The organism is Pseudomonas sp. 09C 129, assembly GCF_002843625.1.
In the GTDB taxonomy this organism is placed as follows: Bacteria; Pseudomonadota; Gammaproteobacteria; order Pseudomonadales; family Pseudomonadaceae; genus Aquipseudomonas; species Aquipseudomonas chlororaphis.
Map to the genome: position 1 here is coordinate 1,495,722 of NZ_CP025261.1, position 24,480 is coordinate 1,520,201.

Here is a 24,480-nt window from a genome sequence, read left to right on the forward strand (position 1 = left end):
CCTGGGGTCAGGGATGCCGGGCGTTTCTTATCTACTTCACCTGGGTGGTAGCGAAGTTGTTGGTGGTCAGGGGGCTCTGGTGGTAGCCCTCGACGTTCTTGCGCATTGCCGTGAACATTTTCGGATAGGCCATGGGGATCCAGGGTTGTTCCTTGTCGAAAATATCCTGGGCCTGTTCATAGAGTGCGGTCCGTTTGGCCGGCTCGGATTCGGCGCGGGCCTGATCGATCAGGCTCTGGAACGCTTTATTGCACCAGCGAGCGTAGTTTTCGCCGTTTTTGGCGGCCTCGCAACTGAGGTTGGGGGTCAGGAAGTTGTCCGGGTCCCCGTTATCCCCCGCCCAGCCGGCAGAAACCATGTCGTGCTCGCCGTTCTTGGCGCGCTTGAGCATCTCGCCCCATTCCATGACGCGGATATCGATCTTGAGGCCGATCTTCGCCAGGTCGGACTGCATCATCTGTGCGCCGAGCAGCGGGTTGGGGTTGGTCGGGCCACCGCCGTTGCGGGTGAACAGGGTGAAGACCGTGCCTTCCGGCACGCCGGCTTCCTTGATCAGGGCGCGGGCCTTGTCCAGGTCGCGGGCCGGGTTGCCCAGGCTGGTGTTGAAGCCCAGCAGGGTCGGCGGGTAGGGGCCGGTGCCGACCACCGCGTTGCCCTTGCCGTACAGGCTGTTGACGTAGGCTTCCTTGTCGAAGGCGATGTTGATGGCCTGACGGACACGCGGGTCGCTCATGTACTTCTTGGTGGTGTTCAGGGCCACGTAGCCCACGGTCATGGCGGCCAGGTCGTCGACCTTCAGGTTGGTGTCGGCCTTGATGCTCGGGATGTCGTCCGGCTTCGGATACAGGGCGACCTGGCACTCATTGGCCTTGAGCTTCTGCAGGCGCACGTTGTTGTCGGTGGTGATCGCCAGGATCAGCGCGTCGGCCGGCGGCTTGCCACGGAAGTAGTCCGGGTTGGCCTTGAACCGCACCTGGGCGTCCTTGGCGTAGCGCTGGAAGACGAACGGGCCGGTGCCGATCGGCTTGCTGTTCAGTTCGCCGGCCTTGCCGGCCTTGAGCAACTGGTCGGCGTATTCGGCCGGGAAGATCGAGGCGAAGGCCATGGCCACGTCGGCCAGGAACGGTGCTTCGCGACGGGTCAGGGTGAAGACCACGGTGTGGTCGTCGGTTTTCTCGACGCTTTTGAGCAGTTCCTTGAAACCCATGCTCTCGAAATAGGGGAAGCCCACGCTGGACTTGTCATGCCACGGGTGTTTCGGGTCCAGCTGACGCTGGAAGCTCCAGAGCACGTCGTCGGCGTTCATCTCGCGGGTCGGCTTGAAGTAATCGGTGCTGTGGAACTTGACGCCTTTGCGCAGGTGGAAGGTGTAGATCAGGCCGTCCGGGCTGATCTCCCAGGACTCGGCCAGGGCCGGCTCGATGTCCGTGGTGCCGGGCTTGAAGTCCACCAGGCGGTTGAAGATGGTTTCCGCCACCGCGTCGGCAGTGACTGCAGTCGTGTACTGGACCATATCGAAGCCTTCCGGGCTGGCTTCGGTACAGACCACCAAGGGCTTGGCCGAGACGCCTGCGGCGACGCTCAGCAGTGCGGCAGCGATGGCCGCTTTCAGGGGAAGCATTTTCATCTAGAACCCTCTGCAATCGGTTGAACCAGAGTAGCTGGAGTGGCGAATTCGTCATGAATTCGCCAACCAGCCGATGTGTTTTTTAGAGAATCTTGAACGGGATGGTGGTGACCAGGCGGAACTCGTTGATGTTGCCGTCGGCCTGGTTTTCGCTGGCGCGGTGGGTAGTGTAGGTCGCCCGGATCGCGGTTGCCTTCAGCGGACCGCTCTGGACTGCATAAGACGCGCCAATACCGTATTCGTAGTGGGTTTCGCCATCCATCAGGCTCAGGTCACCGCGCTGGGCGCCTGGATCGGTGTAGGCGGTGCCGCGGTAATGGGTACCGTCGATGCCCCAGCCGCGTGCCGAGTAGATGTTGAACTTCAGGCCTGGCACGCCGTATTCGGCCATGTTCAGACCGTAGGCGATCTGGAAGGACTTCTCGTTCGGGCCGTTGAAGTCCGAGAGCAGGGAGTTGGCCAGGTAGATACCGTTGGTTTCATGCAGGTAGTCGAAGTACTCGTTACCGTTCACTTGCTGGTAGGAGAAGGTCAGGCTGTGGGCCTGGTGAGTCAGGCCGAGCGACAGCGAGTAGGTGTCGTTGTCGATCTCGCCCATCAACTTCTTACCTTCGTCGACGGTCTTGTAGTAGTTCAGGCCGGTGGTCAGGCTCAGTACCTGGCTGTCACCCAGCTCGTGGGTGGCGCCGAAGTAGTACTGGTTCCAGAAGTCTTTGACGTTGGCGCCATACAGGCTGGTTTTCAGGCTCTTGAACGGCTGGTAGTTCACACCTGCGGTGTAGACCTTGTCGGTTTCCACGCCGGTGGCGGAGTACTCGGTGCGGAATTTCGACAGGCTCTGTTCGGTACGCGGCGAAACGCGATCGAAACCGGCCAGATCGAACGACAGGTTGTTGAACTCTTCGCTGTGCAGGCTCACACCTTCGAAACTTGAAGGCAGGGCACGGTTGCCGATGACGTCGACGATCGGCGTGCTGAAGTTCTGGCGACCGGCGGTCAGGGTGGTGTTGGAGACGCGGAACTTGACGTTGGCCAGGCCCAGTTTGCTCCACTGGCCGACAGCGTCGCCGTCGGAGTGGGTCAGGGTACGGTTGTTCTTGCCGGCGATGTCCTTGCGGTCACGATCCAACGCGATGGCGTTGTAGGCGGCCACCTCGGTGCTGACCCCGACAGTGCCTTCGGTGAAGCCCGAGCTGTAGTTGAGGATGGTGCCCTGGACCCAGTTGATCCGGCGTGGGGTCGAAGTCGGCTGGCCGTTGTGGTTGTAGGAGAAGCGGTCGTCACGACGCTTCAGCTCGTTGGCGTACCAGTTGCGGGTCGTGCCCGACAGGCTCTGGCCTTCGACGAAGCCCTTGGCCTCCGCCTGGGCGCTGGTGCCGTTCAGTTCGGTCGGAACGAATTCCTGACTCACGCTTTCCGCATGGGCCATGGCCGTGATGCTGCTGATGGCCAGGGCCAGTAACGCGGTGTTGCTCGGTTTCATGGGTGAAGCTCCTTTGCTTTCTTTATTTTTATGCCGGTCTTTTTGGGTTGACCGGCTTTTGCTTTACAACTCATTCAAGGCATCGCAAACGTTTGCATGAGGCTTGATCGCCGAATTCAGGCAACAGATTTGCGTGGGGGCGAATATCGCCCCCAGCGGCCTGGCTAATCATTTATTGGTCGATGCTGACGCCCGAGAACACGTTGCGGCCGAAGGGGCTGACCTTGAATCCTTCGACTTTGGCGCTCAACGGCTGGTTGACCGTCGAGTGGGCGACCGGGGTGATCGGTACCTGCTGCTTGAGCAACTGCTGGGCCTGTTGGTAGAGCACCGTGCGCTGTTCGCGATCGGTGACGATCTTGGCCTGCTTGATCAGCTTGTCGTACTGCGGGTCGCACCACATGGAGTAGTTGTTGCCGCCAATGGCGTCGCAGCTGTACAGGGTGCCGAGCCAGTTGTCCGGGTCACCGTTGTCGCCGGTCCAGCCGATCAGGCTGATGTCGTGCTCGCCATTCTTGGTGCGCTTGATGTACTCGCCCCACTCGTAGCTGACGATTTTCACTTTCAGGCCGATCTTGCCCCAGTCGGACTGGAGCATTTCGGCCATCAGCTTGGCGTTGGGGTTGTAGGGACGTTGCACCGGCATGGCCCAGAGGGTGATTTCCGTGCCTTCCTTGACCCCGGCGGCCTTGAGCAGCTCACGGGCCTTTTGCGGGTTGTAGGCGGCGTCCTTGATGCTGGTGTCGTAGGACCACTGGGTCGGCGGCATGGCGTTGACCGCCAGCTGGCCGGCGCCCTGGTACACGGCGTTGAGGATGCCCTGCTTGTTCACCGCCATGTCCAGCGCCTGGCGCACTTCGAGCTGGTCGAAGGGTTTGTGGCGAACGTTGTAGGCGATGTAGCCGAGGTTGAAGCCGGGCTTTTCGATCAGTTGCAGTTTCGGGTCGTTTTTCAGCGCTTCGACATCGGCCGGCCGCGGGTGCAGGGTGACCTGGCATTCGCCGGCCTTGAGTTTCTGCACGCGCACCGAGGCATCGGTATTGATGGCGAAAATCAGCTGGTCGAGCTTGACCCGGCTCGGGTCCCAGTACTGCTTGTTGGCGGTGTAGCGGATGTTCGAGTCTTTCTGGTAACTCTTGAACACGAACGGCCCGGTGCCGATCGGCTTCTGGTTGATGTCGCTGGGTTTGCCGGCCTTGAGCAACTGGTCGGCATATTCGGCCGAGAGAATCGCGGCGAAGCTCATGGCGATGTTCTGGATGAACGCCGCATCGACCGAGTTCAGGGTCATCACCACGGTCAACGGCCCGGTCTTCTCGACCTTGGCGATGTTCTTGTTCAGGCTCATCCCGTTGAAGTAGGGAAACTCGGTGGGGTAGGCCTTGCGGAAGGGCTGCTCGGGATCGAGCATGCGGTTGAAGGTGAAGAGCACGTCGTCGGCGTTGAAATCACGCGTCGGCTTGAAGTACGGCGTGGTATGGAACTTCACCCCTTCGCGCAGATGGAAGGTGTACTGCAGGCCGTCCGCGGAAATATCCCAGCGGGTGGCCAGGCCCGGCACCACATTGGTCGCGCCTTTTTCGAACTCCGCCAGGCGGTTGTACAGCGGCTCTGCCGCGTCGTTGTCGGTGGCGGTGGTGTATTGCGCGGTGTCGAAGCCGGCCGGGCTGCCTTCGGAGCAGAACACCAGGCTGTTGCCGGCCGCCAGGCTGGCGGAGGTTGCGGTCAACAGACCGGTGCCCAGCAGGGCGGATAAAACCAGGGAATGACGCATGACGATCCCTCTTCCTTTTTATTGTTTTGATCGATGAGCAGTCGCCCCATCCGGAGGCGGTCATGTCATTGATCCCAAGTCTCGCTTGCAGCAAATGCCGGGCAATGGATGCACCACTCCATGCTTTGACGGTAGGGGTCGCCGCATGGGTAGTAAATGCCAAAGAGCCTGAAAGACATGTAAGGAACTTCCGAAATGCCCGTACTCACCACGATGGGGCGCAGCAAGAGGAAGAGCGTTCGAGTTCCGGCAGTCCTGGCAGGTAAGGCAACGGCGACGTCAGCTGACGTCGCCGTTGCAGACCCTTATTTGCTGATGCTGACGCCGTAGAACGAGTTCAGGCCAAAGGGGCTGATCTTGAAGTCCTGCACGTTGGCGCGCATGGGTTGGAACACCGTCGAGTGGGCGATAGGTGTCATCGGGACCTGGTCTTTGAGGAGGTGTTGCGCCTGCTTGTACAGCTCGGTGCGTTTGGCCACGTCCGGGGTGGCCTTGGCTTGCTTGATCAGTGCGTCGTACGGCTTGTCGCACCATTTGGAGAAGTTGTTGCCGTTCATGGCGTCGCAGCCGAACAGGGTGCCGAGCCAGTTGTCCGGGTCACCATTGTCGCCGCTCCAGCCGATGATCATCGCCTGGTTCTCGCCACCCTTGGAGCGCTTGATGTACTCGCCCCATTCGTAGCTGACGATGTTGACCTTCAGGCCGATCTTCGCCCAGTCGGACTGCAGCATTTCAGCCATCAGCTTGGCGTTCGGGTTGTACGGACGCTGCACCGGCATGGCCCACAGGGTGATCTGGGTGCCTTCCTTGATGCCGGCTTCCTTGAGCAGCGCCTTGGCTTTCTCGGGGTCGTACTTGGCATCCTTGATGGTGTCGTCATAGGACCACTGGGTCGGTGGCATGGCGTTGACCGCCAGCTGGCCCGCGCCCTGGTAGACCGAGTCGATGATCTGCTGCTTGTTCACCGCCATGTCCAGCGCCTGGCGGACCTTGAGGTCGGCCAGCGGGTTGGCGTCGGTGCGGCCCTTGAGCACAGGCATCACGTTGTAGGCGATGTAGCCGAGGTTGAAGCCGGCTTGCTGCGGCAGCTTGAGGGTCTTGTCCTCGCCCAGGGCCTTGAGGTCGGCCGGGCGCGGGAACAGGGTGACCTGGCATTCGTTCTTTTTCAGCTTCTGGATGCGTACCGACGGGTCGGTGGTGATGGCGAAGATCAGGTTGTCGATCTTCACGTCTTCAGGCTTCCAGTACTCCTTGTTGCCGGTGTAACGGATGTTGGAGTCTTTCTGGTAGCTCTTGAACACGAACGGCCCGGTGCCGATCGGCTTCTGGTTGATGTCGCCCGGCTTGCCTTCCTTGAGCAGCTGGTCGGCGTACTCGGCGGACTGGATGGAGGCGAAGCTCATCGCCAGGTTCTGGATGAACGCGGCGTCTACGGTTTTCAGGGTGAACTTGACGGTCTTGTCGTCGACTTTCTCGACCTTGGTGATGTTGGTGTCCATCCCCATGTCGGTGAAGTAAGGGAATTCGGTGGGGTACGCCTTGCGGAACGGCATGTCCTTGTCGAGCATGCGGTTGAACGTGAAGAGCACGTCGTCGGCGTTGAAATCACGAGTCGGCTTGAAATACGGCGTGGTGTGGAACTTCACCCCATCGCGCAGATGGAAGGTGTAGGTCAGGCCATCGTCGGAAATGTCCCAACTGGTCGCCAGGCCAGGAATGACGGCGGTGCCGCCACGCTCAAACTGGCTGAGGCGGTTGAACAGGGTCTCTGCTGAGGCGTCGAAGTCGGTTCCGGTGGTGTACTGGCCTGGGTCGAAGCCGGCCGGGCTCCCTTCGGAGCAGAACACCAGGTTAGTCGCCGCCTGGGCGAAGGGTGCGCTGGCGAGCAAGCCGGCGCTGACTAAAAGCGGAATGACTGCTTGTTTGAACATGGTTGCCTCATGATTTGTTGTCATTTTTGGTGTAGAGGGCGACCTTATGAGTCGACCCGCCGATACTTATGCAGGCCCCATACCCAATGCAAGATGCGGGGCCGTCACAAGTATCAAGGAGTGGAACGAACGTACAGGAATGACGCATTTGTATAAATATTGACGAATTTGGCCCTATGCGCTGGTTTTTTCTGGTGCATGGGTTGCCTTCTTGCGGGGCATCCGGAGCGAGTCGTGCCTCCGCTTGGTGCGTCGCTGGAGCAGGTGTCGACCGGCTTCTGGTTGAACCGCCTGGCCTTGCCTGCCTGGCGCAAGTGTTTGGCGCATTGGGTTGACCGGATGAAGTAGGACGGTTTGGTGAGGGAGGCCGTGGAGAACGGATGCCCGGGACCTTGCAGGCGATGGCGGGTGCACAGCACATCGGCGGCGGCGTTGACGTTGTGGCTCGCAGTGAGGTTGTCACTGTGGAGGTTGCGGGTGGCGTGCGACAGTGGGATGCCGAGGATCAGCCCCGCTGTCTGCCAAACCTGGAGCGGAAAGGTCTTACGCATGCAAACCTCATTTTTTCTTTTTCTAGGGCATATCTGAGGATTGGCCTTGTGGGCCGGGGCAACTCGCCTTCTATGGGGAGTGGATGCAGCCCCATGGACCCTGTGCGGCGATGGCGATCGCTTTGTTGTGGGGGTGATTGACGATTCGCCGATGCCGAAATTAAGTCATGCTGAAATCGTGGTCAACGAAAATTAAGCGTGACTAACATTTCTCTTGCGCGCGGGGTGTCTGTGAGGTTGCGCAGGCGGCCACGGGGCGGGTTCAGGCCGCTGAATGGTCGTCGAACAGGCCCATGGTCGTGACGGTCAATACTTCTGCCGGGCCGTTGCCGGCGTTAGCCAGGTAGTGAGGTTTGGTCGAGTCGAAGTGCACCGAGTCGCCGGCGCCGAGGGGATACTGCTGCCCCTCGATGGTGTAGATAATCTGCCCCGAAAGAACGTAGGAGAACTCGGCGCCATCATGGGAAATCAGTTCCGACTGGTAGCCCACGGGTATGTTCATCTTCACCGCGTTGATCAGGTTGCCGGGAAAGGAACTGGACAGCCGCTCGTAGGCCAGGGGCTGGCCTTCGATGGTGTAGCGCACCCGCTTGCCGTCGTGGGAGTCGGGTTGTGCCTGGGTCGGCTGGTCGAATAGGGCGTTCAGCGGAACGTTCAGAGACTTGGCAATGTTGACCAGGGAGGAGATCGAGACGCCGGTGAGATTGCGTTCCGCCTGGGAGAGGAAACTGGCGGTCAGGCCGGATTCGCTGGCGATCTGGCGCAGGGTTTTCTTGGCGGCGCGGCGATAGCGACGCAGGCGTTCGCCGATGCGGTCTGCGGTCATTGGAGAGACTCTTATAGGAAAGGCGCAGTATACCCGGTGGACGTCAATGACGTCTGATAGGCGCCATACCGGGGGCCGTAACTTTAGCATCACCGATGTGGCCGAGTTCAGCCCCTCTATTCCAAAAAAGGGCGAGTCCCTCAGGCTGGGTTGAAACAGTGGGTAGCAAAAAAAACGCGGTAACCTCATTGGTGCTGGAGGTCACCGCCGTTTTTTTGGGGACGGGCAGGGAAAACGTTACGGCATCAGGACTTCGATCGAGCCATCGGCGGTCATGCTGACCTGGCTGGTACCGGCTTCGACTTCCGGAGTGACCGGCGCCGCATCCATGCCCGCGGCTTTCATCATCATCTGGCCACGCAGGTACGGTTGTGGATAACCGTTGCTGTTGAGGTTCAGGTTGACGATCTTGTAGCCCTTGCCGCCCAGCGCTTCGGTGGTCAGTTGCGCGCGAGCCTTGAAGGCATCGACCGCTTCCTTGAGCAGCTTGTCTTCGCTGGCCTTGCGGGTCGGGTCGGCGATGGCGAAATCCATCCCGCCCATCTTCAGGTCGGTCAGCAGTTCGCCGGTGAGCTTGGACAGCGCGGCGAAGTCCGAGCTTTCCAGGCGCAGTTCGGCGCGCTCGCGCCAGCCGGTGATCTTCTGGCCCTTGGTGTCGTAGATCGGGTAGCTGTTGCGGCTGCCCTGGCGCAAGGTGATGTCCTTGACCTGGCGTGCCTGGCCCAGGGCCTTGTTCATGGTGGTGGTGATTTCCGCGGCGAGCTTGGCCGGGTCGGCGTTCTGCGATTCGCTGTAGAGGGTGACGATCATCAGGTCGCGGGCCACTTCCTGACTGACTTCGGCGCGCAGGGAGATCTGGTTGTAATGAAGCTCATCGGCGGCCAGGGCCGGCAGGCTGGCGAGGGTGCCGGCGCTGAGGGCGAGAAGGGCGGCGCTGCGACTGAATGTATGCATGAAAACTCCTTGAGTGCGGTCCGCAGGTATTGGGTCCCAGCCTGCGTGAAACCATCAGACTCTAGCTTTTATTGTCTGGTTCGGCCCGTTAACAACTTCTATACATCTATTACCCAACGCCAACTACGGAGGTTTTTGTAGCCGCTGGCGAAGCCTGCGCTCGACTGCGCAGCAGTCGTAATCTGTTCTCGAGCCGGACTCTGAGATGGGGATGGCGAGCGCTTTGCGCTCTGTCGCGGGCAAGCCTCGCTCCTACAGGCAGGTGGTGTTTTTGCAGGCAAGGCTTGCCCGCGATTGGCCATTGCCCAAGACTGTGGCGGTTTGCCGCAGTTTTGCCTGTCCGGGCCGCTGCTTGGTTATACTCGTCGCGATCCGCCTGGAGCGCTCATCAGGAGAGCTCATGCTCGCCCCCGTACAACTGCTTTCCGCCACTCGCCAGAACCTCTGGCGTCTGACTTTCATCCGCATCCTGGTTCTGGCCGCTCAGGCTGGCTCGGTGGGGCTCGCCTACTGGTTCGACCTGTTGCCGCTGCCCTGGCTGCAACTGGCCGTCACCCTGGGCCTGTCGCTGATCCTCTGCGCCTTCACCGCCATTCGCCTGCGCACCTCGTGGCCGGTCACCGAGCTGGAATATGCCGTGCAACTGGCTTGTGATTTGTTTATCCACAGCGCCCTGTTGTATTTCTCCGGCGGCTCGACCAATCCCTTCGTCTCCTATTACCTGGTGCCGCTGACCATCGCCGCCGTGACCTTGCCATGGCGCTATTCGGTGGTCCTTTCCGGTATCGCGCTGACCATGTACACCTTGCTGCTGGCGCAGTTCTACCCGCTGCAGACTTTCCCCATCGCCCGGGAGAACCTGCAGATCTACGGGATGTGGCTGAGCTTCGCCCTGGCCGCGGCGGTGATCACCTTCTTCGCCGCGAGAATGGCCGAGGAACTGCGGCGGCAGGAGGAGCTGCGGGCGATCCGCCGCGAAGAGGGCCTGCGCGACCAGCAGTTGCTGGCTGTCGCGACCCAGGCCGCTGGTGCCGCCCACGAGTTGGGAACGCCCCTGGCGACCATGAGCGTGCTGCTCAAGGAAATGCGCCAGGACCACCTCGACCCAATGCTGCAAGATGACCTAGGCGTGCTCCAGGACCAGGTCAAACTGTGCAAGGAAACCCTGCAGCAACTGGTACGCGCCGCCGAGGCCAACCGCCGGCTGGCGGTGGAGATGCAGGATGTCACTGTCTGGCTCGACGAAGCGCTGAACCGCTGGCACCTGATGCGCCCCGAAGCCAGCTACCGCTTCCAATTGCTGGGCAAGGGCACGATGCCGCGGCTGGCGCCGCCGCCGGACCTGACCCAGGCGTTGCTCAACCTGCTGAACAATGCAGCAGACGCTTGTCCGGAAGGGCTGGAAGTCCAGCTGGATTGGGACGCCGAGAACCTGACCATCAGTATTCGTGACCACGGCGCCGGTGTGCCGCTGGCCATCGCCGAGCAGATCGGCAAACCGTTTTTTACCACCAAGGGCAAAGGTTTCGGCCTGGGCCTGTTTTTGAGCAAGGCCAGCGTGACACGCGCCGGCGGCTCAGTGAAACTCTACAGTCATGAGGAAGGCGGCACGCTCACCGAGCTGCGCCTGCCCCACGGCGCCCGAGGAGACCAACATGAGTGACGAAATCCAAGTCGAAGGCGAAGAACTGCCGCATCTGTTGCTGGTGGATGACGACGCCACCTTCACCCGGGTGATGGCGCGAGCCATGAGCCGTCGCGGCTTCCGCGTCAGCACCGCGGGTTCCGCCGAGGAAGGCCTGGCCCTCGCCCAGCAGGACCTGCCGGACTTCGCCGCGCTGGACCTGAAGATGGATGGCGACTCCGGCCTGGTGCTGCTGCCCAAGCTGCTAGAGCTCGATCCGGAAATGCGCGTGGTGATCCTCACCGGTTATTCGAGCATCGCCACCGCAGTCGAAGCGATCAAGCGCGGCGCCTGCAACTACCTGTGCAAACCGGCGGACGCCGACGACGTGCTGGCCGCGCTGCTCTCCGAGCACGCCGACCTCGACACCCTGGTGCCGGAAAACCCGATGTCGGTGGACCGCCTGCAATGGGAGCACATCCAGCGGGTGCTGACCGAACACGAAGGCAACATCTCCGCCACTGCCCGCGCCCTGGGCATGCACCGTCGAACGCTGCAACGCAAGTTGCAGAAGCGCCCGGTTCGCCGCTGAACCGCGACTGAACGAATGTCCTCAGGACAAGTGAAAAAACGAGCCGATCCTCTATGATCGGCTCGATGCTTGTCCCTATCCCAATCGAGCCTTGATGATGAATCAGAACGCTGAGTATTCCGCGGTCAACGATGCTGTGCGCGGGCAGTTTTTCCGTCGTGTCTGGGAAATGACTACGCCTTACTGGCGCAGTGAAGAGAAGGGCAAGGCCTGGTTGCTGCTGTTCGCGGTGATCGCCCTGACCCTGTTCAGCGTGGCGATCTCGGTGTGGATCAACAGCTGGTACAAGGATTTCTACAACGCCCTGCAAAAGAAGGACGAGGCGGCGTTCTGGCAACTGATCCTGTATTTCTGCGGAATTGCCGCGGTGGCCATCCTGGCCGCGGTCTACCGGCTCTACCTGACCCAGATGCTGACCATTCGCTGGCGCGCCTGGCTCACGGAAAAACACTTCGCCCGCTGGCTGGGCCACAAGAACTACTACCAGCTGGAGCAGGGCGGCTACACCGATAACCCGGACCAGCGGATTTCCGAAGACCTCAACAGCTTCACCAGCAATACCCTGGGGCTCGCCCTGGGCCTGCTGCGTACCGTGGTCAGCCTGGTGTCGTTCTCGATCATCCTGTGGGGCGTGTCGGGCAGTATCGAAGTCTTCGGCTATACCATTCCCGGCTACATGTTCTGGTGCGCCCTGGTGTATGCCGCCGTCGGCAGCTGGCTGACGCACCTGATCGGTCGACGCCTGATCGGCTTGAACAACAACCAGCAACGTTTCGAGGCAGACCTGCGTTTTTCCATGGTGCGGGTGCGGGAGAACGCCGAGAGCATTGCCCTGTACGACGGCGAGCCGAATGAGAACAAACGCCTCAGCGCTCGCTTCGGCATGGTCTGGCACAACTTCTGGGACATCATGAAAGTGTCCAAGCGGCTGACCTTCTTCACCTCGGGCTACGGCCAGATCGCAATCATTTTCCCCTTCATCGTCGCGGCCCCGCGTTACCTGACGGGCAAGATCGAACTGGGCGAGCTGATGCAGATCAACTCGGCATTCGGCAACGTCCAGGAGAACTTCAGCTGGTTCATCACCGCCTATTCCGAGCTCGCGGCATGGCGCGCCACCTGCGACCGGCTGCTGAGTTTCCGCCAGGCTATGAGCGAAAACGAAGAGCGCGCGCCAGCCATCGACGTGCAGAGCCAGGGTGAAACCCTGCAGGTGCATAACCTTGGCCTGGACCTGGCGGACGGCCGGCACCTGCTGGCCGGTGCCGAGATGACCGTGACTCCCGGTGAGCGACTGATGCTCAGCGGCCGTTCCGGCAGTGGCAAAAGTACCCTGCTGCGGGCGATGGGGCGGCTCTGGCCGGCCGGTCACGGCAGCATTCGCATGCCTGCCGAGCGTTATCTGTTCCTGCCGCAAAAGCCTTACCTGCCGATCGGCAGCCTGCGCGAAGCCTTGAGTTATCCACAGTCGGGCGACACCTACCCGCAGGAGCGTTATGCGCAGGTGCTGGAAACCTGCCGGCTGCCGCACCTGGTTTCTCGTCTGGACGAGAGCAATCACTGGCAGCGCATGTTGTCCCCGGGCGAGCAGCAGCGCCTGGCCTTTGCCCGTGCGTTGCTCTATGCGCCGCAGTGGCTGTACATGGATGAGGCCACCTCGGCCATGGACGAAGAAGACGAGGCGACCCTGTACCAGGCGCTGATCGACCAGCTGCCGGGGCTGAGCATTGTCAGCGTCGGGCATCGCAGCAGCCTCAAGCGTTTCCACCCGCGGCACATCCGCATCGAGCGCGGGCATCTGGTCGACCAGGCGGTGACGGTGTAGTCAACAGTGATCGTACAACCCGGCTGAGCTATGATGCGTCATCAGTTTTCGGAGAAAGAACTTCACCATGGACAACCAGAACACGGCGCCCCGCCTTCCACGCAAGCGCCGTAGCCTCGCCCAGGAGCTGGTGACCGTGCTGTCGGAGCAGATTCGCGACGGTCAGCTCAAGCGCGGTGACAAGTTGCCCACCGAGTCGGCGATCATGGAGGCCCATGGCGTCAGCCGGACCGTGGTACGCGAAGCCATTTCCCGCTTGCAGGCCGCCGGCCAGGTGGAAACCCGCCACGGCATCGGCACCTTTGTGCTCGACACACCGAGCCCGAGCGGCTTCAGGATCGATCCGGCGACCGTGGTGACCTTGCGCGATGTGCTGGCGATCCTGGAACTGCGCATCAGCCTGGAAGTGGAGTCGGCCGGGCTGGCCGCGCAGCGGCGCAGCAGCGAGCAACTGGCGGCGATGCGGGCGGCGCTGGATGCCCTCAATGAAAGCGCGGCCCACGACAGCGATGCGGTGGCCTCGGATTTCCAGTTCCACCTGCAGATTGCCCTGGCCACGGGTAACCGCTATTTCACCGACATCATGACCCACCTGGGAACCAGCATCATTCCGCGCACCCGCCTGAATTCGGCACGCCTGGCTCACGACGATCAGCAGCACTACATGAGCCGCCTGAGCCGCGAGCATGAAGAAATCTATGAAGCCATTGCCCGCCAGGATTCGGACGCGGCCCGGGCGGCCATGCGTCTGCACCTGACCAACAGCCGCGAACGGCTGCGACATGCCCATGAAGAGGCAGAGGCGCAGCGCGGGTAATGCGGTTGGGGCGGTTATTGCGTTGCCCTTGGGTTCTTATCGTGAGCAAGCTCGCTCCTACAGTGAGGGGAGGTGACCCTGTAGGAGCGAAGCTTGCCCGCGATGCTTTTAGCGGTTTTTGAGAATCGAGCGATCCACCCTCACGGCCAGTTGCCCGGCGCCGGGTTTGGCATTGAAGGTCACATGCCCTTGCTGGTCGACGGTTGCCCGCGCGACGGGAGCGCCGTTGACCAGCAGTTCCAGGGGCGCGCCCTGCAGGGATTGGCCCGAGGCCAGTTCTAGAGTCAGGTTGATAGCCATGTCGATGTCCTTATCAGGCATTGCGGTCGATGTAGGTGGTGGCGGTCTTGTCGATCGAGGCGATCAGCTCCGGCGAGCCACCGCGGAACTGACGGAAAATGTTGCGTCCGCTGGAACCGCCGCTGGTGTCCACCGGCACATTCAGGGTCGGCTGGAAGCGCTCGCTCAGTTCGGCGTAGGCGGACCACGGGCCGATGTACGACTCGTTCAAACCGTTGGTGTAGCTGAAGGCATAACGCACGGCACTGCCGGGCAGCCAGTTGGGTTCGCTGGGTGTCTGGCTCTGCCAGCCATCGGCCTGGATGCTCGGAGCAAGCGTCGGTGCTTCCAGGTAGCCCGCCGGCTTGTTGGGCTTGTAGTCCTTGAGCAGCAGGTAGGTGCTCCAGCCCCACCAGTTGTCGATGGTCTTGGTGTCGTTCAGGTTGTTCACGTCGCTGCGTCGCAGCACCTTGTCGCCCTGCATCACGAACAGCGGTGAAAAGTTGCCGCTCTTCGCCGCGTTCAGGTCCGGCAACAGCTTCAGCGCCGTGAAGTTGCCGGGCGTCGGGGCCGCACCGCTGAGGTAGCTTTCGAAGATTTCGTCCGCCGAGCGTTGCACGGCCAGCTTGACCTGCTTGCGGTTGTTGCTGTCGAGGGTGTCGAAATAACGCTTGTCGCCATAGGCATGCCAGCGGTCGCCCTGGGCGTTGCTGACGTTGAGGCCGAACTTGCTGTCCTCGTCGTGCATGAAGCGGGTGATCAGCGAACCGAGATCGCTCGGCGTGACCACCGCCGCCAGTTGCTTGCGCGGTACCCGCACATGGCCGGCGGAGAACAGGTCGGTGAGGAAGTGATCGGCGAAGGCGTTCATGGCGTAGGCCAGTTCCAGCTGCTTCTCGTCGGCGTTCTTGTGCGCCAGTACCGCTTGCTGCAGGGCCGCGGTGTGCCCGGCGATATAGGCCAGCAGCGCCCACTCGCCGAAATGGTCGGCATTGTTGGCCGCCAGCTTCAGGTAGCGACCCAGGGGGAACAGCGCCGAGGCGAAGCTGCCGCCGCCGGTGATCTTGTTCCACTCTTCGGACAACGTATCTCCCAGGGCGTCATAGGCTTCGTGAGGTTGCCTGCCGTCCTTGAGCGCCTGGTTGGCGGCGGCGACTTCCTTCTGCATTACCGCGAGAATCTGTTTCGCCTCGTCCTTGGCCGCTGGCAACACGGCGAGGGAGTTGAACGCGGCGGTAAAACGCTGCAAACGATCCACCGGCGTCGCGCCTTCGCAGATCGGCTGGTCGGGGATGCCGTAGAAATCGCCGCCCAGCGCCACCACCTGGCCGTAGGTCAGGGCCAGGCCATTGGGCAGGTGCAATTCGACCTGCCAGGCTGGAACGCCGGGGGCGTCCTTGACGAAACGCAGCAGGGTGGCATCGCCGATGGCGGTGTGTTCGCCACCCTCGAAACGCAGCTGGGGCAGGGCCTTGAGGTTTTTGCCCGGTACCGCGGGGAGGAGCCCGGGCTGGTGATACTTGATGGTGTGATGACCGTCGGCGATCAGCACCAGGTGGTCGCCATCACCGGAAATGGCAATGCCGCGTTCGCTGAAAAGGCTGTCCAGATCGGCAACGACCTGGCTTTTGTGTTGCAGCTGTTCCCGCTGCTGAGTGTGTAGACCTGACATTTCTAGCTCCTTGATATGTCGTAGGTATTTCAAGAAATTAACTGTATGTATATACAGTTAATTGCGAGCATAAAGCAAAACCCTGACTCGTCAAGCAGGTATTTTTTACCGCGTATTTTGGCGATGGCTGACGAATTGCTGTTGACGATTGTTTTTTAAGTTGTACGATGACTTACAACTTCAGCCAAGGCTGATGTGTTTTTCATCACAATGTGCGTCCCAGGGTGTTCGAATAATGAATCCACAAGAACTGAAGTCCATCCTCTCCTCCGGCCTGCTGTCTTTCCCGGTGACCGATTTCAACGCCCAGGGCGATTTCCATCGCGCGGGCTATATCAAGCGCCTGGAATGGCTGGCTCCATATGGCGCCTCGGCGCTGTTCGCGGCAGGTGGCACCGGTGAGTTTTTCTCCCTGGCGGCCAGCGAATATTCGGAAATCATCAAGACTGCGGTCGACACCTGCGCCACCAGCGTGCCGATCCTGGCCGGCGTCGGCGGCTCGACCCGCCAGGCCATCGAATACGCCCAGGAGGCCGAGCGCCTGGGTGCCAAGGGCCTGTTGCTGCTGCCGCACTACCTGACCGAAGCCAGCCAGGATGGGGTCGCCGCTCATGTGGAGGCGGTGTGCAAATCGGTGAAGATCGGTGTGGTGGTCTACAACCGCAACGTCTGCCGCCTGACCGCGCCGCTGCTGGAGCGCCTGGCCGAGCGCTGCCCGAACCTGATCGGCTACAAGGACGGCCTGGGCGATATCGAACTGATGGTGTCGATCCGTCGCCGCCTCGGCGATCGCTTCAGCTACCTGGGCGGCCTGCCGACCGCCGAAGTCTACGCCGCGGCCTACAAGGCCCTGGGCGTGCCGGTGTATTCCTCGGCGGTGTTCAACTTCATCCCGAAAACCGCGATGGATTTCTACCACGCCATTGCCCGGGAAGATCACGCCACGGTCGGCAAGATCATCGACGACTTCTTCCTGCCTTACCTGGATATCCGTAACCGCAAGGCTGGTTATGCCGTGAGCATTGTCAAGGCCGGAGCCCGCATCGTCGGCCATGACGCAGGCCCGGTGCGGGCGCCGTTGACCGACCTGTTGCCGGAAGAATATGCAGCGCTGGCGGCGTTGATCGACGCCCAGGGCGCGCAGTAATCCATCCCCGGGGCCGCTGAGCAATCAGCGGCCTTTTGCGTAAGGCTTTTGTGTAAGGAGAGGGCGCGTGGCAGAGGTAAAACGCTTCGATAACTACATCGGTGGCCAATGGCTTGCCGGTGCCGACTACTCGACCAATATCAACCCGTCCGAGTTGTCCGATGTCATTGGCGAATACGCCAAGGCCGACCTGGCTCAGGTGCATGCCGCGATCGATGCGGCGCGCGATGCATTCCCGGCCTGGTCGACTTCCGGTATCCAGGCGCGCAGCGATGCCCTGGACAAGGTCGGCAGCGAGATCCTCGCCCGTCGCGAAGAGCTCGGCACCCTGCTGGCCCGGGAGGAGGGCAAGACCCTGCCCGAGGCCATCGGCGAGGTGACCCGCGCCGGCAACATCTTCAAGTTCTTTGCCGGCGAATGCCTGCGCCTGTCGGGGGATTACCTGCCGTCGGTGCGTCCGGGGGTCAACGTCGAAGTGACCCGCGAAGCCCTGGGCGTGGTCGGCCTGATCACCCCGTGGAACTTCCCGATCGCCATCCCGGCGTGGAAGATCGCCCCGGCCCTGGCCTACGGCAACTGCGTGGTGCTCAAGCCCGCCGAGCTGGTGCCGGGCTGTGCCTGGGCCCTGGCGGAAATCATCTCCCGCGCCGGCTTCCCGGCCGGGGTGTTCAACCTGGTGATGGGCAGCGGCCGGCTGGTCGGCGATGCCCTGGTCAACAGCCCGAAAGTCGACGGCATCAGCTTCACCGGTTCCGTGGGCGTGGGCCGGCAGATCGCCGTCAGCTGCGTCTCGCGCCAGGCCAAGGTGCAGCTGGAAATGGGCGGCAAGAACCCGCAGATCATCCTCGACGATGCCGACCTCAAGCAGGCGGTGGAACTGGCGGTACAGAGTGCCTTCTATTCCACCGGGCAGCGTTGCACCGCTTCCAGCCGGCTGATCGTCACCGCGGGCATCCACGACCGGTTCGTCGCGGCGATGGCCGAACGCATGGGTTCGATCAAGGTCGGCCATGCGCTGCGGGCCGGCACCGATATCGGTCCGGTGGTGTCCCAGGCGCAGCTCGAACAGGACTTGAAGTACATCGATATCGGCCAGTCCGAAGGGGCGCGGCTGGTCAGCGGCGGCGGCCTGGTGACTTGCGATACCGAAGGTTATTTCCTCGCGCCGACCCTGTTCGCCGACAGCCAGGCCTCGATGCGCATCAGCCGCGAAGAGATCTTCGGCCCAGTGGCCAACGTGGTACGGGTGGCTGATTACGAGGCGGCGCTGGCCATGGCCAACGACACCGAGTTCGGCCTGTCGGCGGGCATCGCCACCACGTCGCTGAAATACGCCAACCACTTCAAGCGCCACTCCCAGGCCGGGATGGTCATGGTCAACCTGCCGACGGCCGGCGTCGATTACCACGTACCTTTTGGTGGCCGCAAAGGTTCATCCTATGGTTCCCGCGAGCAAGGTCGCTACGCGCAGGAGTTCTACACCGTGGTGAAGACTTCCTACATCGGATCCTAAGCCCCGCCGTACCCCCGCCGGCCGTTGCCTGAGGCTCGGCGGGGTCGATGAAACGCATGTTTACCCGCATAAAAATAACTAGTGGGAGTACATCCATATGCAAGCGACCAAGCCGACTCGCGTCCGCTACCTGATCCTGTTCATGCTGTTTTTGGTGACCACGATCAACTATGCCGACCGCGCCACCATCGCCATCGCGGGTTCCAGCCTGCAAAAAGACCTCGGCATCGACGCCGTCACCCTCGGTTATATCTTCTCCGCATTCGGTTGGGCTTATGTAGCGGGGCAGATCCCCGGCGGCTGGCTGCTCGACCGCTTCGGCTCGAAAAAAATCTATGCCCTGAGCATCTTCACCTGGTCGCTGTTCACCGTGCTGCAGGGTTATGTCGGTGAGTTCGGCGTCTCCACCGCGGTGGTGGCGCTGTTCATGCTGCGCTTCCTGGTCGGGCTTGCCGAGGCACCGTCCTTCCCCGGCAACGCGCGGATTGTCGCGGCCTGGTTCCCCACCGCCGAGCGCGGTACGGCTTCGGCGATCTTCAACTCGGCGCAGTATTTCGCCACGGTGCTGTTCGCCCCGCTGATGGGCTGGATCGTCTATCACTTCGGCTGGCAGCACGTGTTCATCGTGATGGGGGTGATCGGCATCGTCTTCTCGCTGGTCTGGCTCAAGGTGATTTACAGCCCGCGCCAGCACCCGCTGATCAACGAGGCCGAGTTCAAGCACATCGCCGACAACGGCGGCATGGTCGACATGGACCAGGACGGCAAAGGCAAACGCAGCGACGGCCCGAAATGGGACTACCTGCGCCAGTTGCTGACCAATCGCATGATGCTCGGCGTGTACCTGGGCCAGTACTGCATCAACGGCATCACTTACTTCTTCCTGACCTGGTTCCCGGTGTACCTGGTGCAGGAGCGTGGCATGACTATTCTCAAGGCTGGCTTCATCGCCTCCTTGCCGGCCATCTGCGGTTTTATCGGTGGGGTGCTTGGCGGGGTGATTTCCGACTACCTGCTACGCAAGGGGCATTCCCTGACCTTCGCCCGCAAGGCGCCGATCATCGCCGGCCTGCTGGTCTCCAGCAGCATCGTGGCCTGCAACTATGTGGACATCGAATGGATGGTGGTGGGCTTCATGGCCCTGGCGTTCTTCGGCAAAGGCGTGGGCGCGCTCGGCTGGGCGGTGGTGTCCGACACTTCGCCGAAGCAGATCGCCGGCTTGAGCGGCGGCCTGTTCAACACCTTCGGCAACCTGGCGTCGATCACCACGCCGATCGTCATCGGCTACATCATCAGTTCCACCGGCTCGTTCAAATGGGCGCTGGTGTTCGTCGGCTGCAACGCGCTGCTGGCAGTGTTCAGCTACCTGGTGATCGTCGGCCCGATCAAGCGCGTGGTGCTCAAGGATCCACCGAGCAACGGCCCCGAGCTGACCCAACTTTCCCAAGCGCATTCCTGAAGGGGCGGCGTCATGCAGTTGATTGAACATTCCGATTCGCCGCGCTACATCCGCCTGCACGAGCGGGACAATGTGGTGGTTGTGGTCAATGACCAGGGCGTACCGGCAGGCACGGCGTTCGCCGACGGCCTGGTGACCCTGGACTTCGTCCCCCAGAGCCACAAGGTGGCGCTGGAAGATATCGCCGAAGGCGACCCGGTGATCCGCTACGGCCAGACCATCGGTTATGCCTTGCAGCCGATCCTGCGCGGCAGTTGGGTCAGGGAAGAGCAGTTGCGCATGCCCAGCGCGCCGCCGCTGGACAGTCTGCCGCTGTCCACCGAAGTGCCGGCGGCCCAGGCGCCCCTGGACGGCTTTACCTTCGAGGGTTATCGCAATGCCGACGGCACGGTCGGCACGCGCAACATTCTGGGGATCACCACCACCGTGCAATGCGTGACCGGGGTGCTCGATCATGCGGTCAAGCGCATCAAGGACGAACTGCTGCCCAGGTATCCCCATGTCGACGATGTGGTGGCGCTGACCCACAGCTATGGCTGCGGCGTGGCGATCACTGCCACCGATGCCTATATCCCGATCCGCACCGTGCGCAACCTGGCGCGCAACCCGAACCTGGGGGGCGAAGCCCTGGTAATCAGCCTGGGCTGCGAGAAGTTGCAGGCCGGGCAGGTGATGCACGAAGGCGACAGCTCGGTGGACCTCAGCGAGCCCTGGCTGTACCGCCTGCAGGACGCCAGCCAGGGTTTTACCGAGATGATCGAGCAGATCATGCAGCTGGCCGAAGTGCGTTTGCAGAAGCTCAATCAGCGGCGCCGGGAAACCGTGCCGGCCTCGGAGCTGGTCCTCGGTATGCAATGTGGTGGCAGTGATGCCTTTTCCGGGATTACCGCCAACCCGGCCCTGGGCTATGCCTCGGACCTGTTGCTGCGGGCCGGCGCGACAGTGATGTTTTCCGAAGTCACCGAGGTGCGCGATGCCATCTACCTGCTGACTTCCCGCGCCGAATCCACAGAAGTGGCCCGGGAGCTGGTGCGCGAGATGGACTGGTACGACCGCTACCTGGCCAAGGGCGAGGCCGATCGCAGCGCCAATACCACGCCGGGCAACAAGAAGGGCGGGTTGTCGAACATCGTCGAGAAGTCCCTGGGGTCCATCGTCAAGTCCGGCAGCAGCGCGATCAATGGCGTGCTGGGGCCGGGCGAGCGCTTTACCCGCAAGGGCCTGATCTTCTGCGCGACGCCGGCCAGCGACTTTGTCTGCGGCACCTTGCAGCTGGCGGCGGGGATGAACCTGCATGTGTTCACCACCGGGCGTGGCACACCTTACGGGCTGGCGATGGCGCCGGTGGTCAAGGTCTCGACCCGCTCCGAACTGGCTCAGCGCTGGCCGGACCTGATCGACATCGATGCCGGGCGCATCGCCACCGGGCGGGCGAGTATCGAAGAGCTGGGCTGGGAGCTGTTCCACTTCTACCTGGACGTGGCCAGTGGCAAGCAGCAGACCTGGGCCGAACGGCACAAGCTGCACAACGACATCACCTTGTTCAATCCGGCGCCGATCACCTGACGGGCTACAGGGTTTGTGCTGGGCTCGGTTGAATGGCAGGTCGCAATCCGGGTAGCCGCTGCCGCAGGCTGCGATCGACCGCGGAGCGGGCGTGGCTTTTGAAATCGCTGGAGGTCCTGCGGACCTATCGCAGCCTTCGGCAGCGGCTACAGGGTTGTGCTGGGCGTGGGTGGATGGTGGTGCTGTGCAGGCTGCGATCGGGCGTGGCGCGGGCGTGGCCTTGGATGGCCGCGAACGCCTGCGGCCCGATGGATCAGCTTGCGGTTAGGGCAAATCCATCGGGCTTAAGCGCGCGGGCTGGCTTATCATTAGCCACCTAACGACAGGTTCAAGGTTGACCCGGCATGCTGGCCATTTTTCTCGAAACGCTGAATATCACCGCGCCGGTATTCGCCATGTTGTTTCTCGGTGTGCTGCTCAAGCGCATCGGCTGGATCAACGACGGTTTTATCCACACAGCGTCGGCCCTGGTGTTCAACGTCACCATGCCGGCGCTGCTGTTTCTCGGGATTCTGCATGCCGACCTGCATTCGGCGCTCAAGCCCGGGCTGCTGATCTATTTCGCCGTGGCCACCCTGGCCAGCTTTGCCTTCGCCTGGGGCTGGGCGATCTGGCGCTGCCCGCGGGAAGACCGGGGTATCTACACCCAGGGCGCCTTTCGCGGCAACAACGGGGTCATCGGCCTGGCGCTCGCGGCCAGCATGTATGGCGACTACGGTATCTCCCTCGGGGCGATTCTCGCGGCGCTGGTGATCCTGTTCTACAACACCCTGTCGACCATCGTCCTGGCGGTGTACAGCCCGGTGATCAAGTCCGATCCGTGGAGCATCTGCAAAAGCGTGGTCAGCAACCCGTTGATCATCAGCGTCCTGGCGGCAGCGCCTTTCGCCGTGTTCCAGATCGGCCTGCCGACCTGGCTGGAGACGTCTGGCCAGTACCTGGCGCAGATGACCCTGCCGCTGGCCTTGATCTGCATCGGCGGTACCCTGTCCCTGGCGGCGTTGCGCGAGAGCGGCGACCTGGCCTTGAGTTCGAGCCTGGTGAAAATGGTCGGCCTGCCGATCCTCGCCACCCTGGGGGCCTGGCTCTGCGGATTCCGCGGGGCGGAACTGGGGATTCTGTTCCTGTATTTCGGCAGCCCGACTGCGGCGGCGAGTTTTGTCATGGCCCGGGCGGCCAATGGCAATCATGAGCTGGCGGCGGCAATCATCGTCATCACCACGCTGATGGCGGCGGTGACCACCAATATCGGGATCTTCCTGCTGCAGTGGGGCGGGTGGATCTAGTGCTCTTGTAGAAGCGGCCGGTCGACGCTCGATTGCCCGCGATGTGGCAGTGAATCCACCAGCGGCCCTTGGCCAATCGCGAGCAGGCTCGCTCCTACAGCGGGAAGGGTTATTCCGGCTTCTGGTAAGTGTCGATCACTTCCTGGGCGGCGCGGAACGCGTCGATCGCCGCCGGTACGCCGGCATACACCGCGCAATGCAGCAGCGCCTCGCGAATCTCTTCCACCGTGCAGCCGTTATTCAGGGCGCCGCGGACATGACCCTTGAGTTCCTGCGGGCACTTGAGCGCGGTCAGGGCGGCGAGGGTGATCAGGCTGCGGGTTTTCAGCGGCAGGCCTTCGCGGTTCCAGACGCTGCCCCAGGCATGTTCGTTGACGAAGTCCTGCAGCGGCTGGCTGAACTCGGTGGCGTTGCCCAGGGCGCGATCGACAAAGGCATCGCCCATCACCTGGCGGCGCATTTCCACGCCCGGCTTTTTATTCTCGGTCATTGCGTTTCCCCTTTTTTATGTTGGCGGCGCCAGGCCCGCAGCGAACTGAACAGCAGGAACGCCACCAGCACTGGCAGGACGAAAAACAGCATCAGGTCTTCCAGCTTGCCAGCCAGTGGCATGCCGGTGGTGAAGGACACCACGTGCAGCCCGTAGGCCAGGTACAGGCCGAGAAACAGCAGGCCTTCGGCGCGGGTGACCCGATAACCCGAATAGAACACCGGCAGGCACAGCACCGCGACGCCGAGCATTACCGGCAGGTCGAAGTCCACGGCATTGGGCGATACCGACAAGGGCGTCGGCGCCACCAGGGCGGTGAAACCCAGGACCCCCAGCAGGTTGAACAGGTTGCTGCCGATGACGTTGCCCACGGCAATGTCGCGCTGGCCACGCAAGGCGGCGATCAGCGAGGTGGCCAGGGCCGGCAGGGAGGTGCCGACGGCGACTATGGTCAGGCCGATAATGCGCTCGGACAGCCCCAGGTCGGTGGCGACTTCCACCGCCGCCTCGACCAGCAGATGGCCGGCGAACACCAGCAGGAGCAGGCCGCCGATCATCCACAGCAGGCTGCTCAGCCAGTGCGCGCGGGGTGCGTCGGAACCTTGCTGGGACTGTGGGCGCGCCGAGTGCCGCGACTGGCGCAGCAGCAACCCCAGGTAGAGGATCAAGGTCGCCAGCAGGATCAGGCCGTCGAGGGGCGTCAGTTCTTCGTTGTAGGCCAGGGCGAACACCAGCAGGCTGGCGAGGATCATCAACGGGATGTCCAGCCGCACCAGCTGGCGCGATACCCGCAGCGGAATGATCAGGGCGGACAGGCCGAGGGTCACCAGGATGTTGAAGATGCCGCTGCCGATCACGCTGCCGACGGCGATATCGGTGTTTTCCGCCAGGGTGGCTTGCAGGCTGACGGCCATCTGCGGGGCGCTGCTGCCGAAGGCGACGATGCTCAGGCCAATGATCAGCGCTCGTACGCGCAGGCGGGCGGCGAGGCGGACCGCGCCGCGTACCAGCAATTCGGCGCCGGCGACCAGCAGGACCAGGCCACTGAACAACTGGAGAACGCT

At 62.2% G+C, this 24,480-nt stretch carries 20 protein-coding genes; 9 read left to right on the forward strand and 11 right to left on the reverse strand.

Going from position 1 to position 24,480, the window contains the following annotated elements; genetic code table 11:
• Positions 1–31 precede the first annotated feature (31 nt).
• The 7 genes from CXQ81_RS06810 to CXQ81_RS06840 form a co-directional block, all read right to left on the reverse strand.
• On the reverse strand, positions 32–1,627 hold the full coding sequence (locus tag CXQ81_RS06810; RefSeq protein ID WP_007927029.1) for an ABC transporter substrate-binding protein: 1,596 nt from the start codon (positions 1,625–1,627) through the stop codon (positions 32–34).
• Between the two features lie 82 nt (positions 1,628–1,709).
• Positions 1,710–3,110, reverse strand: coding sequence for an OprD family porin (locus CXQ81_RS06815; RefSeq protein WP_053259633.1), 1,401 nt, complete (start codon positions 3,108–3,110; stop codon positions 1,710–1,712).
• A 172-nt stretch (positions 3,111–3,282) separates the two neighbouring features.
• Positions 3,283–4,884, reverse strand: coding sequence for an ABC transporter substrate-binding protein (locus tag CXQ81_RS06820; RefSeq protein ID WP_101336839.1), 1,602 nt, complete (start codon positions 4,882–4,884; stop codon positions 3,283–3,285).
• A gap of 305 nt (positions 4,885–5,189) precedes the next feature.
• Positions 5,190–6,815, reverse strand: a complete 1,626-nt coding sequence (locus CXQ81_RS06825; protein WP_087091239.1) for an ABC transporter substrate-binding protein — start codon at positions 6,813–6,815, stop codon at positions 5,190–5,192.
• Positions 6,816–6,928: 113 nt separating this feature from the next.
• Positions 6,929–7,366, reverse strand: coding sequence for a hypothetical protein (locus CXQ81_RS06830; protein ID WP_101336840.1), 438 nt, complete (start codon positions 7,364–7,366; stop codon positions 6,929–6,931).
• A 262-nt stretch (positions 7,367–7,628) separates the two neighbouring features.
• Positions 7,629–8,192 carry a cupin domain-containing protein gene (locus tag CXQ81_RS06835; RefSeq protein WP_101336841.1) on the reverse strand — a complete coding sequence of 188 codons (564 nt, stop codon included), beginning with the start codon at positions 8,190–8,192 and terminating at the stop codon, positions 7,629–7,631.
• A gap of 237 nt (positions 8,193–8,429) precedes the next feature.
• Positions 8,430–9,146: an SIMPL domain-containing protein gene (locus tag CXQ81_RS06840; protein WP_023969588.1), complete on the reverse strand. Its 717-nt coding sequence runs from the start codon at positions 9,144–9,146 to the stop codon at positions 8,430–8,432.
• Between the two features lie 400 nt (positions 9,147–9,546).
• On the opposite strand from CXQ81_RS06840, the gene CXQ81_RS06845 reads away from it, so the two are divergent.
• From CXQ81_RS06845 to CXQ81_RS06860, 4 genes are all read left to right on the forward strand, one after another.
• Positions 9,547–10,809, forward strand: coding sequence for an ATP-binding protein (locus CXQ81_RS06845; protein WP_007927040.1), 1,263 nt, complete (start codon positions 9,547–9,549; stop codon positions 10,807–10,809).
• The gene (locus tag CXQ81_RS06850; RefSeq protein ID WP_009046975.1) at positions 10,802–11,362 is read left to right on the forward strand and encodes a response regulator transcription factor; all 561 of its coding nucleotides are present in this window, start codon (positions 10,802–10,804) and stop codon (positions 11,360–11,362) included. The genes CXQ81_RS06845 and CXQ81_RS06850 overlap by 8 nt, the downstream gene beginning before the upstream one ends.
• A gap of 97 nt (positions 11,363–11,459) precedes the next feature.
• On the forward strand, positions 11,460–13,187 hold the full coding sequence (locus tag CXQ81_RS06855) for an ABC transporter ATP-binding protein/permease (protein ID WP_009042167.1): 1,728 nt from the start codon (positions 11,460–11,462) through the stop codon (positions 13,185–13,187).
• Between the two features lie 67 nt (positions 13,188–13,254).
• Complete coding sequence (locus CXQ81_RS06860; RefSeq protein ID WP_007927044.1) at positions 13,255–14,004, forward strand: FadR/GntR family transcriptional regulator; 750 nt, start codon at positions 13,255–13,257, stop codon at positions 14,002–14,004.
• A 108-nt stretch (positions 14,005–14,112) separates the two neighbouring features.
• Here the strand turns inward: CXQ81_RS06860 and CXQ81_RS06865 are convergent, their stop codons facing one another.
• Complete coding sequence (locus tag CXQ81_RS06865; RefSeq protein ID WP_009042169.1) at positions 14,113–14,304, reverse strand: hypothetical protein; 192 nt, start codon at positions 14,302–14,304, stop codon at positions 14,113–14,115.
• Positions 14,305–14,317: 13 nt separating this feature from the next.
• Positions 14,318–15,955, reverse strand: coding sequence for a phospholipase (locus CXQ81_RS06870; protein ID WP_101336842.1), 1,638 nt, complete (start codon positions 15,953–15,955; stop codon positions 14,318–14,320).
• 235 nt (positions 15,956–16,190) lie between these two features.
• On the opposite strand from CXQ81_RS06870, the gene kdgD reads away from it, so the two are divergent.
• The 5 genes from kdgD (at position 16,191) to CXQ81_RS06895 (ending at position 22,926) form a co-directional block, all read left to right on the forward strand.
• Positions 16,191–17,102, forward strand: a complete 912-nt coding sequence (gene kdgD, locus CXQ81_RS06875; protein WP_007929937.1) for a 5-dehydro-4-deoxyglucarate dehydratase — start codon at positions 16,191–16,193, stop codon at positions 17,100–17,102.
• Positions 17,103–17,169: 67 nt separating this feature from the next.
• Positions 17,170–18,615: an aldehyde dehydrogenase family protein gene (locus CXQ81_RS06880; protein WP_085529831.1), complete on the forward strand. Its 1,446-nt coding sequence runs from the start codon at positions 17,170–17,172 to the stop codon at positions 18,613–18,615.
• 97 nt (positions 18,616–18,712) lie between these two features.
• Positions 18,713–20,074 (forward strand): MFS transporter, encoded by a 1,362-nt coding sequence (locus CXQ81_RS06885; RefSeq protein WP_007929934.1) that lies wholly within the window; start codon positions 18,713–18,715, stop codon positions 20,072–20,074.
• A gap of 12 nt (positions 20,075–20,086) precedes the next feature.
• Positions 20,087–21,640: a galactarate dehydratase gene (garD, locus tag CXQ81_RS06890; RefSeq protein WP_101336843.1), complete on the forward strand. Its 1,554-nt coding sequence runs from the start codon at positions 20,087–20,089 to the stop codon at positions 21,638–21,640.
• 344 nt (positions 21,641–21,984) lie between these two features.
• Positions 21,985–22,926: an AEC family transporter gene (locus CXQ81_RS06895; RefSeq protein WP_007929928.1), complete on the forward strand. Its 942-nt coding sequence runs from the start codon at positions 21,985–21,987 to the stop codon at positions 22,924–22,926.
• Between the two features lie 109 nt (positions 22,927–23,035).
• On the opposite strand, the gene CXQ81_RS06900 is transcribed toward CXQ81_RS06895, so the two are convergent.
• Positions 23,036–23,416, reverse strand: a complete 381-nt coding sequence (locus tag CXQ81_RS06900; RefSeq protein WP_101336844.1) for a carboxymuconolactone decarboxylase family protein — start codon at positions 23,414–23,416, stop codon at positions 23,036–23,038.
• A complete protein-coding gene (locus tag CXQ81_RS06905) occupies positions 23,413–24,468 on the reverse strand; it encodes a calcium/sodium antiporter (RefSeq protein WP_101336845.1) in 1,056 nt (351 codons plus the stop codon). The genes CXQ81_RS06900 and CXQ81_RS06905 overlap by 4 nt, the downstream gene beginning before the upstream one ends.
• Positions 24,469–24,480 lie beyond the last annotated feature (12 nt).